At 73.6% G+C, this 13,482-nt stretch carries 10 protein-coding genes; 3 read left to right on the plus strand and 7 right to left on the minus strand.

All coding sequences use genetic code 11. The annotated features are described in order from the left end of the window. Positions 1 to 1,386: putative Ig domain-containing protein (locus ACWEFJ_RS25220; RefSeq protein WP_449715259.1), on the plus strand; the 1,386-nt coding region annotated here is incomplete at its 5' end. A 41-nt stretch (positions 1,387 to 1,427) separates the two neighbouring features. On the opposite strand, the gene ACWEFJ_RS25225 is transcribed toward ACWEFJ_RS25220, so the two are convergent. Genes ACWEFJ_RS25225 through ACWEFJ_RS25240 form a run of 4 tightly spaced genes read right to left on the minus strand, consistent with a single transcriptional unit; the run spans position 1,428 to position 6,086 of the window. Continuing rightward, complete coding sequence (locus tag ACWEFJ_RS25225; protein WP_449715260.1) at positions 1,428 to 3,137, minus strand: amylo-alpha-1,6-glucosidase; 1,710 nt, start codon at positions 3,135 to 3,137, stop codon at positions 1,428 to 1,430. 15 nt (positions 3,138 to 3,152) lie between these two features. Beyond that, positions 3,153 to 3,914: a carbohydrate ABC transporter permease gene (locus ACWEFJ_RS25230; RefSeq protein ID WP_449715292.1), complete on the minus strand. Its 762-nt coding sequence runs from the start codon at positions 3,912 to 3,914 to the stop codon at positions 3,153 to 3,155. A gap of 47 nt (positions 3,915 to 3,961) precedes the next feature. Further along, a complete protein-coding gene (locus ACWEFJ_RS25235; protein ID WP_378086783.1) occupies positions 3,962 to 4,843 on the minus strand; it encodes a carbohydrate ABC transporter permease in 882 nt (293 codons plus the stop codon). Positions 4,844 to 4,847: 4 nt separating this feature from the next. Beyond that, positions 4,848 to 6,086 carry a sugar ABC transporter substrate-binding protein gene (locus ACWEFJ_RS25240; RefSeq protein ID WP_449715261.1) on the minus strand — a complete coding sequence of 413 codons (1,239 nt, stop codon included), beginning with the start codon at positions 6,084 to 6,086 and terminating at the stop codon, positions 4,848 to 4,850. A 159-nt stretch (positions 6,087 to 6,245) separates the two neighbouring features. On the opposite strand from ACWEFJ_RS25240, the gene ACWEFJ_RS25245 reads away from it, so the two are divergent. Both ACWEFJ_RS25245 and ACWEFJ_RS25250 read left to right on the plus strand, forming a co-directional pair. Beyond that, complete coding sequence (locus tag ACWEFJ_RS25245; protein WP_378086779.1) at positions 6,246 to 7,256, plus strand: LacI family DNA-binding transcriptional regulator; 1,011 nt, start codon at positions 6,246 to 6,248, stop codon at positions 7,254 to 7,256. Between the two features lie 112 nt (positions 7,257 to 7,368). Next, positions 7,369 to 9,912, plus strand: coding sequence for a hypothetical protein (locus ACWEFJ_RS25250; protein ID WP_449715262.1), 2,544 nt, complete (start codon positions 7,369 to 7,371; stop codon positions 9,910 to 9,912). Positions 9,913 to 10,003: 91 nt separating this feature from the next. Here the strand turns inward: ACWEFJ_RS25250 and ACWEFJ_RS25255 are convergent, their stop codons facing one another. The 3 genes from ACWEFJ_RS25255 to ACWEFJ_RS25265 are packed head-to-tail and all read right to left on the minus strand — an operon-like array spanning position 10,004 to position 13,446. Beyond that, on the minus strand, positions 10,004 to 11,059 hold the full coding sequence (locus tag ACWEFJ_RS25255; protein ID WP_449715263.1) for a sporulation protein: 1,056 nt from the start codon (positions 11,057 to 11,059) through the stop codon (positions 10,004 to 10,006). A 30-nt stretch (positions 11,060 to 11,089) separates the two neighbouring features. Beyond that, entirely contained in the window at positions 11,090 to 12,136 is a 1,047-nt protein-coding gene (locus ACWEFJ_RS25260; RefSeq protein ID WP_378086773.1) for a hemolysin family protein, read from the minus strand. Beyond that, a complete protein-coding gene (locus ACWEFJ_RS25265) occupies positions 12,133 to 13,446 on the minus strand; it encodes a hemolysin family protein (protein ID WP_378086771.1) in 1,314 nt (437 codons plus the stop codon). Before ACWEFJ_RS25265 ends, ACWEFJ_RS25260 begins: the two co-directional genes overlap by 4 nt. Positions 13,447 to 13,482 lie beyond the last annotated feature (36 nt).

Genomic DNA, 13,482 nt, shown 5'->3' on the forward strand with positions numbered 1-13,482 from the left:
CGGCCGGCGGGCGTCCGGCCGCAGCCGGGGCTCGAGCGCTGGCACCGCGTCCAGCTCGCGCCCGGCGTGGACGCCAAGGCCGCGGCGCGGGAGCTGACCGCGCTGCCCGGCGTCGAGGTGGCCTACGAGCGGACGGAGGGCACCGAGCCCGTGACCCCGGACTTCTCCGGGCAGCAGGGCTACGCCGACCCGGCGGGCAGCGGCGGGATCGACGCGGACTACGCGGCCACCGTCCCGGGCGGCAAGGGCGGCAACGTCAAGGTGGTCGACCTGGAGCGCAACTGGAACCCGCAGCACGAAGACCTCGCCAAGCTGCGGTTGCCCGGCGCGCTCATCGCCAACCACACGCCGGACTTCACCCCGAGCAGCATCGACCACGGCACGGCGGTGACCGGCGTGATCGGCGCGGACGGCAACGGGTTCGGCGTGACCGGGCTCGTGCCCGACGCCGGCCTGCACTACACCAACGCGGTGAACGTGGAGTACGGCTACGACCTGGCCAACTCGATCCTCACCGCCGCCGCGGCCGTGGGCGTCGGCGACGTGCTCCTCATCGAGCAGCAGGTCGTCCACTGCGGCAACCACGCGCCCATGGAGGTGTGGCCGTCGGTGTACGACGCGATCGTGACCGCCGTGCAGTCCGGTCGGCACGTCGTGGAGGCGGGCGGCAACGGCAACCAGAGCCTGGACAACGCGTGCTTCGGCGCGCGGTTCCCGGCGGACAAGCCGGACTCGGGCGCGATCATCGTCGGCGCGGGCTCCGCGCCGGGCTGCACCGGCACGCCCCGCACCAAGCTCGGCTTCTCCAACTACGGCAGCCGGGTGGACCTGCAGGGCTGGGGCGAGTGCGTCACCACCACCGGTTACGGCGCGCTGTACGGGACCGGGCCGAACGACAAGTACACCGCGGCCTTCAACGGCACGTCGAGCGCGTCGCCGATCGTGGCGTCGGCGCTGGCGTCGCTGCTCGGCGTGGCGAAGGCGAACGGCGACACGCTGTCCCCCGCCCGGGCCCGCGAGATCCTGATCGCCACCGGCACCCCGCAGAACGGCTCGCTCGAGATCGGCCCGCTGCCGAACCTGCGCACGGCCATCGACGCCTACCTGGCCGGGGCGGAGTTGCCGGAGCGGGTCGCCAACCCGGGGCCGCGCACCGCGGTCCGGGGCCAGGCGACGAGCCTCGCGATCCAGGCGTGGGACGGCAACGACGACGTGCTGACCTACTCGGCCACCGGCCTGCCGCCGGGCCTTGGCATCGCGGCCGGCACCGGCGTGATCTCGGGCACCCCGTCGACCTCGGGCGCCTACTCGGTCACCGTGTCGGCCGGCGACGGCGCGGGCTCGCCCGCACAGACCACGTTCACCTGGACGGTCACCAACCCGTGACCGGGTGGGGCGGTCCGACCCGCGACCCGGGTCGGACCGCCTCACCGCGTGCCGGCCAGCCGGGCCTCGGCGTCGCCGGCGAGCAGCAGGTAGGCGGCGGCGGTCCAGGTGTACGCGCGGTCCCGCAGCCCCTCGCCGGTGAGCGCGTCGAAGTTCTCCGCGAACCCGCTCTTCTCGCACACCGCGCGGAAGCGGGCGCTGATCTCGTCGGCCAGCTCGACCGCTCCCCCTCGGCGCAGGCCGTCCTCGACGAGCACGGTGGAGGGCGCCCACACCGGGCCGCGCCAGTAGCCGTCGGCCTCGTAGTGCGGCGAGTCGGGCCGTTCGGTGGCCGGGCCGACGGCGGTCAGGTGCCGGGCGACGCCCTCGGCGAGCTTCGCGTGCACGTCCGGCGGCAGGGTCGCGCCGAGGACGACGGGCACGAGGTCGAGCAGGCTCGCCGTGGTGCGCGTGGCGCCGTCCACGGCACGGCTGGTGAACGCCGTCCCGTCCCACAGCCGGGTCAGCATCGCGTCCAGCACCGTCGCGGCTTCCCGGTCCCAGCGCGCCGCGGCGGTCGGGTCCCCGAGTTCGCGGGCCATCGTGGACAGCTCGGTCAGCTGCGCGACCAGGAACGCCGCGAGGTCGGCGGACTGGACGAGCCGCCGCCCGTCGAAGACGGTCGCGTTGTCCCACCCGCTGTCGTTGCCGTGCTCGTAGTGCGGCAGCGGCTCGCCGGGCACGCGGCGGTGGTCGAGCCAGAACGTCGTCCACGCCGCCAGCCGCCGGTACAGCCCGGGCAGTTCGGCGGCCGGGATGCCGCCCGGCAGCCGCGACCGCAGCCTGGTCACCGCCCAGCCGTGCACGGGTGGTTTGACGAAGTTGTGCAGCACCTCGGCGTGCGTGACGGAGTCCGGCAGCGCGCCTTCCGCGGTCTGGTGGTCGAACACCACCTGGAGCTGGTCCCACGCCAGACCGGGCGCGCCCGGCGCGAGGGCGAGCGCGTTGAAGCAGTGGTCCCAGCTCCAGACCTTGTCCATCCAGTTCTTCGACATCAGCACGGCGGGGCGGCGCAGGAAGCCGGCCGGGCTCACCGTCGCCGACCACAGCACGTAGCACGCGAGTCCGGCGGCCGGGGTGCGGTCGCCCCGCCAGGGCGCGACGTCGTCCGCGAACCGCTCGAACGACCGCCGCGAGGCCGCCACCACCTCGGCGAACGTCGCGGTGGCGGCGAACCGGGCGCGCGTGGTCGTCATCTCCTCCACCGCCACCTCCCACGGGCCGCCGTCACCGCCGACGACGACCGCCCGTTCCGCCGTGCCGAGCGCGCCCGCGCCGACCACGTCCGCGTGCCCGGCCGGCACGGTCACCCGGTAGCGGTGGCCCGTCTCGTAGGAGGTGAAGACGTACGCCGACGTGACGGGGTCGTGGAAGAGGAACGTGCCGGTGAAGGGGGTCAGGGTGTCGTCCGCCGCGGCGATGCGCAGGCCGAGGCCGTGACCGGAGATCCGGAGCGCGGTGGGCGACTCGAACGCCGCCTCGACCGCGCCGCGGCCGGCGGTCCAGGTGAGCACCGCGGGGTTCGCGGTCACCTCGGCGGTCACCCGTGCCCCGGCGAGCACCGGCACGAGGGACAGCACCGCGTGCATGCCGTTGCGGTGGGACACGAGGTGCAGGTCGTCGGCGTAGGCGGCGAGCCCCACGACCGCGGACACGCCGAACCACGCCCCCGGGTGGCTGAACGGGATCTCGCGCACCGAGAAGTCGTCCACAGCAGTCCTCCCGAATCAGTCCTTGACGGCGCCCGACGTGACGCCCGCCGCGACGAAGCGCTGGGCCAGCACGAGCAACGCGGTGGCGGGCACGGAGGCGACCACGGCGGTGGCCATGATCGCGTTCCACTCCTGGTTGTTGTTGCCGATGTAGCGGTAGATGCCCAGGGTCAGCGGTTGCAGCGGGCCGCCGCTGTCGAGCGTCGCGGCGAACACGAAGTCCGACCACGCCCACAGGAACGCGAACAGCCCGGCGGTGATCACCCCGTTGCGGCTCGCGGGCAGCACCACGGACCGGAACGTGCGGAACGCGCCCGCGCCGTCGACCCGCGCCGCCTGCACCACCTCGTCCGGCACGGCGGCCAGGAACGCCGTCAGGACCAGCACGGCGAACGGCACCGCGATCGTGGAGTCGGCGACCACCAGGCCCCACAGGGTGTTGGTGATGCCGAGCCTGACGTAGATGCCGTACAGCCCCAGCGCCATGACGGCGCCGGGGATCATCTGCGCGACCAGCAGCGCGAACGTCAGCGCTCCCCGGCCGCGCGGGCGCAGCTTCGCCAGCGAGTACGCCGCCGGCGCGGCCACCGCCAACGTCAGGGCCGCGGCGCCGAGCCCGACCAGCAGGCTGGTCACGAAGTAGGGCAGTTGCTCGTCCAGGACGCGCGCGTACCCGTCGAACGTCGGGTCGCGCGGGAACAGGTCCGGCGGCGACTTGCGCATCGCGCCCGGCGGGGTCAGGGAGACCGCGACCATCCAGTAGACCGGGAACAGCATCACGGCGGTGAGCAGCAGCCCGGTGGCGGTGCGCCACCACGAGCGGGTCACGACGCCTCCTGGTGGCGTTGGGCGCGCACGTACACCAGGCCCGCGGCCACGGCGAGCAGGATGAGCAGGTTGCCGACCGCCGAGCTGGGCCCGAAGCGGGGCAGCAGGTTGCCGAAGCCCAGCTCGTAGGACCAGGTGGCGAGCGTGGTGGACGACCCGCTCGGGCCGCCGCGCGTCATGATCCAGACGAGGTCGAACACCTTCAGGGTGTAGACCAGGCCGAGCAGCAGGGTGACCGCGGAGACCGGCCGCAGCATCGGGAAGGTGACGTGCCGGAACGCCTGCCACGGGTTCGCGCCGTCCAGCGCCGACGCCTCGTGCACCTCGGCGGGGATGTTCCGCAGCCCGCTGTAGAGCAGGACGAGGTTGAACGGCACGCCGATCCAGGTGTTGGCGACGATCACCGACACCAGCGACCAGTCCGGCGAGGTCAGCCAGTTCACCCGGTCGAGGCCGACGGCGGCCAGGGCCGCGTTCACGATCCCGGACTCGCTGTTGAACATCCACGCCCACGTGGACGCCGACACGATCAGCGGCAGCAGCCACGGCACCAGGAACAACGCGCGGAGGGTGGCCGACAGCCGGAAGCCGCGGGCGAAGAACACCGCCATCGCCAACCCGATGGCGTACTGGAAGAACAGCGACGCGGCGGTGAACACGACGGTGTTGAGCAGCGCCACGCGGAAGACGGGATCGGCGAACACGGCGGCGTAGTTGGCCAGTCCGACCACCGGCGCGCCCCCGTGCACGAAGGTGCGGACGGTGTGGTCGCGGAGGCTCAGGTCGACCGTGGTCACCAGCGGGTAGCCGTAGCACAGCACGAGGTAGGCGACGAGCGGGGCGAGGAACGCCCAGCCGAGGAGGGTGCGGCGGTGCACGGCGCTACTTCGCCGACGCCGCGGCGCTCTGGGCGTCCCGCAGCGCGTCCGCGGCCGGCTTCGCCCCGGTGAGCACCGCCTGCACCGCCGTCCACAGCGGCTGGGAGATCCGCGGGTAGCGGGTGCCGAGGCCGTCCCCGGTCCGGCCCTTCGCCGCGCCCACGGCGTCCACCCACACCCGCAACCCCGGCTCGGCCTCGACCTGCTGCCGCTGCACGGCGGGGATCGCGGACACGTAGGTCAGCGCGGTGTCGGTGGCCAGCACGGTGTCGGCGCCGACCAGGCAGTTCGCGATCTTCGCGGCGGTCGCCTCGCGGTCCGCCCCGCCCCGCGCGGGCACGGTGACGAACTCGCCGCCGGTCGGCGCGGGCGCGACGCCGCCGTCGCGGGCGGGGATCGGGACGACGCCGTACTCGAAGCCCATCCGCGCGGCGTTGCCGAGCTGCCAGGTGCCGTTCTCCGCGAACGCGTACTCCCCGGTGGCGAACTCCTGCCAGCTCGTCGTCTGGGTGTTGCCGACGACCGAGTTCGGCGCGTACCCCCGGTCCAACCAGGACTTCCACAGCCCGACCGCCGCGACGGCCTCGGCGGAGGACAGGTCGGTCAGCTCCGCGCCGGCTCCCCAGAACCACGGCAGGAACTGGAAGGAGCCCTCCTCGGTGCCGATGGCGGAGAACGTGATGCCCTTGCCGCCCGTGCCCGCCACCCGGGCCAGCGCCGCGTCCAGCGCCGCCCAGCTCGTGAGCGAGGCGGGGTCGACGCCCGCCCGCGCCAGCACGGCCTTGTTGTAGTAGAGGGCCAGGGTGTTCGCGCCGATCGGCACGCCGTAGGTCTTGTCGCCGACCCGACCGGCGGCCACCAGGTTCGGCGACGCCTGGGACGCGTCCAGGCCGGAGTCCTCGTTGGCCTTCAGCACACCGCCCTCGGCGAGCGTGGAGACCACCGGGTTGTCCACGACCAGCACGTCCGGTGCGGCGCCCTGCTGCGCGGCGAGCAGCACCTTGCCGGTCAGGTCGGACGTGTCGTACGCCTGCCGCTCCACCTCCACGCCGGCCTTCGCGCCGCACTCCGCGATCACCCGCGCCCACGCCGAGCCGCCGTCGAACTGCGGGTACGGGTCCCACACCGCGAACGGACCCGAACCGCCCCCGGTGGCGTCCCCGGCCGGGGAGCACGCGGTCAGCGACAACCCCACCGCGGCCAGGGCGGCGGTCACGCGGCGGCGGGCGGTGGAGCGCGTCATGAGGTGGTCCTTCCCAGGTGGCGCGGGCGACCTGTCGAACCGGCATCGAACCGGTTCGACTAGCGCGATGTTGCGCCAAAGTAGCGGCACGTCACAAATCGCACAAGACCTCGTTGGCCTACCATCAGTGGCCTGTCGAACCGGTTGGACGGAGCGGGCATGAACATCGGCGAGATCGCCAAGCGGGCCGGCGTGTCCCGCAGCACGGTGTCCTACGCGCTCAGCGGGAAGCGCCCGGTGTCGGCCGCGACCGCGCAGCGCATCAACGACGTGATCGCCGAGCTGGGCTACCGGCCCAACGCCACCGCGCGGGCGCTGGCCGAGGGGCGCACCCGCACCGTGAGCCTGGTGATACCGCCCGCGAGCAGGCGGCTGACCGACGTGCAGCTCACCTTCGTCGCCGGGGTCGTGGAGGCGGCGGCCGCGCACGACCTCGACGTGCTGCTGTCGCCCAGCGGCGGCGACCACGACCGGTCGTTCGAGCGCGTGGTCACCGGCCGCCGGGTGGACGGCGTGATCCTGATGGAGATCCTCCTGGACGACCCGCGCGTGGCGCGGCTGGAGCAGGAGGCGCTGCCGTTCGTCACGATCGGCCACGTCGAGCACCCGGGCGCGTCGTCCTGGGTGGACGTGGACTACGCGGAGCTGATCAGCCGCTGCGTGCACCACCTCGCCGACCTCGGGCACCGCGACGTCGTGCTGATCAACCGGTCCGACGAGCTGGTCGCCGCCGGGTACGGGCCCGCCCTGCGCTCCTCCAGCGGCTTCCTCGCCGCGGCCGGGCAGCGCGGGCTGACCGCGCACGCGGTGTGCTGCGCCGACGAGCCCGCGGCCGGGGTGGCGTGCTTCGAGGACATCCGCCGCCGGTGGCCGGAGGTGACCGCGGCGGTGACGATCAACGAGGCGGCGCTGCCCGGCCTCCAGCGGGCCCTGCGCCACGAGGGCCTGGACGTGCCGGGCGACTTCTCGGTCACCGGCGTCATCGCGAGCCGCCTGGCGGAGGGCTTCCACCCCCCGCTGACCGCCGCCGACCTGCCCGCCGAGGAGATGGCCCGACTCGCCGTGGACCTGCTGGTCGAGCGCATCGCCAACCCCGACGCGCCGCACCGCCACGCGCTGCTGCGACCGGTGATCTCACTGCGGTCCAGCACGGGCGCCCGCCGCCGGTAGGGGCGAACCGGTTCGGAGCGCTTCGGCGGCATTGCGCCGGGAGATCCAGTTCCCGTACCGTCCGCGTTGTCGAACCGGTTCGAGAACTGTCCCCACGGCGTCCGGAGCACCCATGGTCCAACGGCGGACTCCCCGCGACACCCTGACCGTCGACCTCGGCGTCGGGACCGGCCCCTTCCACGGCGGCGCCGCCGGTTCCCTCTACGGGGTCTACGGCCCCGGAGTGCCCAGCGACGCCGTGCTCGCGGGCTTCCACCCCAGGACCCTGTCGACCAAGGCGCAGGACGGCCCGCAGCACCCCGGCGCGGACGCGCTGGAGGTCGTCGGGCCGTTCGTGGCCAACGGCGGACGCGACGTCTACGTCTACCTGACCGACATCTACCGCGGCTTCCCGTACCGGCGGCAGCCCGGCCCGGCCGGTCGGGACGACTACCGGGCCAAGGTGGAGGCCCAGGTCCGGCAGGTGGTGGCGTCGCCGTACCGCGACCACATCGTCTACGTGCCGTTCAACGAGCCGGAGGGCAACTTCCACGGCGCGGGCGAGCACGGCTACGACGGGGTGAGCTGGCTGGACGACCCGCGGGCGTTCTTCGAGGAGTGGGAACTGCTCCACCGCCTGATCAAGGCGCTCGACCCGCGCGCCCGCATCGCCGGCCCCAACACCAGCGTGCTCTACGACCAGGTCCGGGGTTTCCTGGAGCACTGCGCGGCGAACGACTGCCTGCCGGACGTGATCACCTGGCACGCGATGCGGTCGCCGGACGAGGTGCGCGAGGGCGTCGCCCGGTACCGCTCGTGGGAGCGGGAGCTGGGCATCGGCCCGCTGCCGGTCAACATCAACGAGTACGCCTTCCGCTACCACCTCTCGGTGCCCGGCCGGATGGTCCAGTGGATCGCCGCGCTGGAGGAGTCCAAGGTGGACGGGGACCTGGCGTACTGGAACATCGACGGCAACCTCAACGACAGCGTGGCCGAGGCGAACAAGCCCAACGGCCAGTGGTGGCTGTTCAACGCCTACGGCCGGATGAGCGGCGACACGGTCCTGGTGACCCCTCCGCACCCCGCCCTTCACGGCGTGGCCGCGCTCGACCGCGACAAGAGGCAGGCCCGCCTCCTCTTCGGCGGCGCGGGCGGCGCGGCGGACGTGCGGTTCGCCAACGTCGACCGGGCCGTGTTCGGCGATCGTGTGCACGTCACCGTGGAGGAGATCGCGTGGACCGGGCAGCTCGGCGACTCCCCCGCGCCGAGACCCCTGCTCGACGCCGTGCGCGACGTCGGCGACGACGGCCTGGTGCTGCCGTTCACCGACCTGGACCCGATGTCGGCCTACCAGGTGATCGTCAGCCCGGCCGGCCGCGGCCCGACCGCCGGCGCGAGCACGCGGTGGCGGCGGACGTACGAGGCCGAGGACGCCGCGCACACCGGCGACGGGTGGAGCCTCAACGGCCCCGAGGGCAGCCCGGATGCCGTGGACCGGTTCGCCACCTCGAACCTGCACCACGTCGGCGGGCTGCGCACCGGTTCCGAGGTCGTGCTCTCGTTCGCCGTGGAGGTGCCGGAGACCGGCGTCTACGACGTCGCCGTGTACTCCAGCAGCCACCACAAGGACGCGAACGTCGCGGAGCGGGGACCGACCAACGTGTTCCTGCGCGTGGACGGCGGGCAGCCCCGGGAGCTGCGTCTGCCGGTGTCGTACGGGTGGGCGGTGTGGGAGCGCACCGACACCCGCGTGCGGTTGAGCGCGGGCGCGCACGTCATCACGCTGGCCGCGTCCGATCCGCTGCTCGGCTCGACGCGCGGTGACGTGACCGTCGACCGGATCGACCTCGCGTCGGTCGACCCGGACGGCTGGACGTCCTACGAGGCCGAGTACGCCGACCTGCGCTCCGCCGAGCCGCGCTACGGCGTCGAGCGGGCGTCCGGCCCCGGGGTCGCCGCCGTGCCGCGCGGCGGCTCCGCCACGTTCTGGGTGCACGCCGGCCACGACGGGTACGCGACGGTGTGCTTCGACCACCTCGGCGGCGGCCGGGCGGACGCGGCGCTCAACGGCCACACCGTCGAGGGCCTCACCGTCGGCCCCGACCCCGGCGGCGACACCGCGCGCCTGTTCCTCTCCGCCGGCGTCAACCGGCTGACCGTGACCGGCGACGACGGCACCCTGCTCCTCGACCGGGTCCGCGTCGGCCCGGCCGACGCGGCGGGGGCGGTGCAGGTGGCGGCGGAGAGCGGGCGGGTCACCGGGGCGGCGACGTTCGACGACCGCCCGTTCGCGTCCGGGCGGATCGCGACGAACGTCGGCGACGGGCCGGCGAACGCGCTGGTCCTGGACGTGCCGGCCGAGCGGACCGGCACGCACGTGCTCGTGTTCCGCTACGCCAACGCCGAGGAGTCCGTCCCGACGCACTACAACCCCGACCCGGTGACGCGGTACGCGGACATCTCGGTCAACGGGCGGGTGCACCGGGTCGCGTTCCCGAACACCTTCCACCCCAACCAGTTCCGCGACCTCGCGGTGCCGGTGGACCTGGCGGCCGGGGCGAACCGCCTCACGATCACGGCGCGGAGGCCGGAGGGCGCGGCGGCCGACCGGTTCGGGCAACGCTCGAAGTATGCGCCGGACATCGACTACGTGATCGTCGCGCCACTGGTCGGCTGACGCGGCCGGCCGTCGGCGGCGCGAGCAGGCGGGCGAACGGGACGAGGCGTGACAGGAGGTCCCGCCACGCCTCGTCCACCCCTACCCGGGGTCACTCCTCGAACGCGAAGTCCTCGCCGCCGCCGTCGTCCTCGAAGACCTCTTCCACGACCTCGCCCAGGATCATGCCGCCGACCACGCCGGCCGCCGCGCCCGCCACGACGCCGCCCATGCCGGGACCGCGGTGGTGCCCGTGGTGGTGGTCGTCGTAGTGGCCGCCGTGGTGCCCGTAACCCGGCTGGCCGTAGCCGGGCTGACCGTAGGCGGGCTGGCCGCCGAAGGCCGGGTTGCCGTGCTGCGGGTAGCCCGCCCCGTGGCCGCCGAACGCGGAGTGGCCGCCGCGCTCGGCGACCTGCGCCAGCCACTGGTTGATCGCGCCGGCCCAGTCGGTGTGCATCGCGTCCTGGTGCGACACGTGGAACCGGCCGAAGGCGTCGCCGCCGGAGGAGAACATCCCCCCGCGCTTGTCCGCCTCCAGCACCACCACCAACTCGTGCGGGTTGGTCACGAAGGTCAGCTCGACCTGGTTGATCCGACCCGCGTACTGGCCGGGCGGGAAGAACTCGATCTCCTGGTAGAAGCCCAACTCCTGGTTCACGCCGTGGATCCGGCCCGCCTCGACGTCCGCCGAGCGGAACTGGAAGCCCAGCTGCCCGAACGCCTCCAGCACCCGGTCCTGCGAGGGCAGCGGGCCCACCAGCAGCGGGTCGAGGTCGCCCTTGTCCGGGGCGCCGGAGATCACCAGCTCGGTCCGCACCCCCACGGTCATGCCGGGCAGCTGCTGCCCGCCCACCGCCGTGATGGGGGTCTCCCACGGGACCGGGAGCTGGAACGGCACGGTCACCGGCTGGTTCGGCGCGACCCGCACGCCCTGCGCGACCGGGACGCGCAGGAACTCCGAGACGCCGGCGAACTCGTGGTCGCCGTGCTCGACCTCCACCCGCGTCACCAGCGAGAGCACGATCTGGTCGATGTGGGCGTCGGCACTGCCGCCCTGCACGCGCACCTGGCCGGTCACGACCTGGCCGGGCGTGGCGTACGGGCTGTCCAGGACGGTGTCGACGGACGGCCCGCCGACACCGAAAGCACTGAGCATCCGTTTGAACATCGGGTTTCTTCCTCCGGGAGGGTGGTGTTTTCAGGTGGTGCGGAGCGGGGTGTCGGTCTCGTCCTCGAAGTCGCCGATCAGCTCTTCGAGGAGGTCTTCCAGCGCGGCGATGCCGACCACCCGGTCGTCCCGGTCGGCGACCAACGCCAACTGCGCCCGGTCGGCGCGCATCGCGGTCACCGCCTGGGCCACGGGCAGCGCGGCGGGCAGGGTGAGCGGTGCGGTCATCAGCTCGCGCGCCTTGACCGGCGCGCCGGTCGCCGTGGCGCGCACGGCTTCCCGGATGTGCACCAACCCGACGTAGCGGCCGTGCCGGTCCATCACCGGGAAGCGGGAGCGCCCGGACTCGCGGCTGCGCCGCTCGATCGCCGGCGCGCCGGTGTGCTCGGTGACGCTGACCGCACGGTCGATGGGCACCATCACCTGCGCCACGGTCGTGTTGCGCAGTTGCAGCATCCGCGTGAGCAGGCGCTGCTGGCCCTCGGGGATCAGGCCGTGCTCGGCGGACTGGCGGACCAGCATCCGCAGGTCCTCCGGCCGGTGCGCCTGCGCCAGCTCGTCCTGCGGCTCGACCTTCATCAGCCGCAGCAGGCGGTTCGTGGTCTGGTTCAGCGCGGTGAGCAGCCAGCGGACGGAGTGCGCGAACGCGCGGAACGGCAGCGCCAGCAGCAGCGCCGAGCGCTCGGGGTGCGAGATCGCCCACGACTTCGGCGCCATCTCGCCGACCACCATGTGCAGGAACACCACCAGCACCAGGCTGAGCGTGAACGCGACGCCGTACGCCACCCCGTCCGGCAGGCCGAGCAGGCGCAGCACCGGGTCGAACAGGTCGGCCACGGCGGGCTTGGCCAACGCGCCCAGGCCCAGGGTGCACAGGGTGATGCCGAGCTGGGCGCCGGCGAGCATCAGCGACAGCTCGCGGACGCCCGCCACGGCCGCGCGGGCGGCGCGGCTGGTCTCGGCGGCCTGCTCCAGGCGGTGCCGCTTCGCGGCGATGAGGGCGAACTCCGCGGCCACGAAGAACGCGTTGAGCACCAGCAGGACCAGCGACAGCGAGAGCGACCAGGCGGTGCTCATCGGACACCCTCCCGTTCGGCCGCGACGGTCGCGATGACGACGCTGGCAGGCACGTTGCGGGCCACCGCGGCCACCCGCACCGACACCCCGTCGAACTCCACTTCGTCGTCCACCCGGGCGGTGCGGCCCAGCCGGTGCAGCACCAGGCCGGACACGGTGTCGTAGCTGTCGTCGGCGGGCAGCTCCACGCCGGTGCGGTCGGCGACCTCGTCCACCCGCGTCCGGCCGGGCACGAGCCACGTGCCCTCGCCGAGCGGTTCGATGCCGGCCTCGTCCAGGTCGTCCTCGTCCCGGATCTCGCCGACCAGCTCCTCGGCCAGGTCCTCCAGCGACACCACGCCGGCGAACCCGCCGAACTCGTCCACCACGCAGGCGAGCTGGCGGCGCTCCGCGCGCAGCCGTTCCAGCACGGCCGGCAGCGGCAGCGTCGAGGGCACCACCAGGGCGGGTGACGCGATGTCCCCGATCGGGGTGGTCGCGCGGTCCTCCGGCGGCACGGTCAACACCTCGGCCAGCCCGACCACGCCGCGCAGGTCGTCCAGGTGCTCGCCGAACACCGGGAACCGCGAGTGGCCCGTGTCCAACAGCTCGACCACCCGGGCGGCGGGCTCGTCGGCGCGCACCGCCCGCACCGCCACGCGCGGCGTCATGGCCTGCTCGGCGACCAGCTCGCGGAAGCCCAGGCCGCGTTCCAGCAGGTGCGACAGCTCCGGGTCCAGGTGACCCTGGCTGCTCGCGTCGCCGATGATCTGCTTGAGGTCCTCGGGCGTGGCGCCCTGCGGCAGCTCCTCGACCGGCTCGATCCCGACCGCGCGCAGCAGCCGGTTGGCCGCCGCGTCGAACAGCCGGATCACCGGACCGGCCACCTTCAGGTAGGCCAGGGTGGACGCGCTCAGCGCCTTGGCCAGCGGTTCCGGGCGGGCGATGGCGAAGTTCTTGGGCAGCAGCTCGCCCAGCACCATCTGCACCACCGTGGCGAACACCAGCGCCACGACCATCGACAGCGACACCGCCACGGCGGGCGACAGGCCCGTCAGCCCGAGCAGGCCCGCGAGCCCGGAGCCCAGCAGGGGTTCGGCGACGTAACCGGCCAGCAGCGCGGTCACGGTGATCCCGAACTGCGCGCCGGAGAGCATGAAGGACAGCTTCTGCGTGACCCGGTAGGCCCGGCCGGCGGCCTTGTCGCCGCTCTCGGCCATCTGCCGCAGCCGGCCCCGGTCCACCGCCATGTAGGCGAACTCCTGGGCCACGAAGTACCCCGTGGCCGCGGTGAGGGCCACGATCGCGAGCACACCGGTGAAGATCAACACGGCGCACCCGCCACGAACGACGGATCGGTGATCAGC

The sequence above is a fragment of the Actinosynnema sp. NPDC004786 genome, from assembly GCF_053601135.1.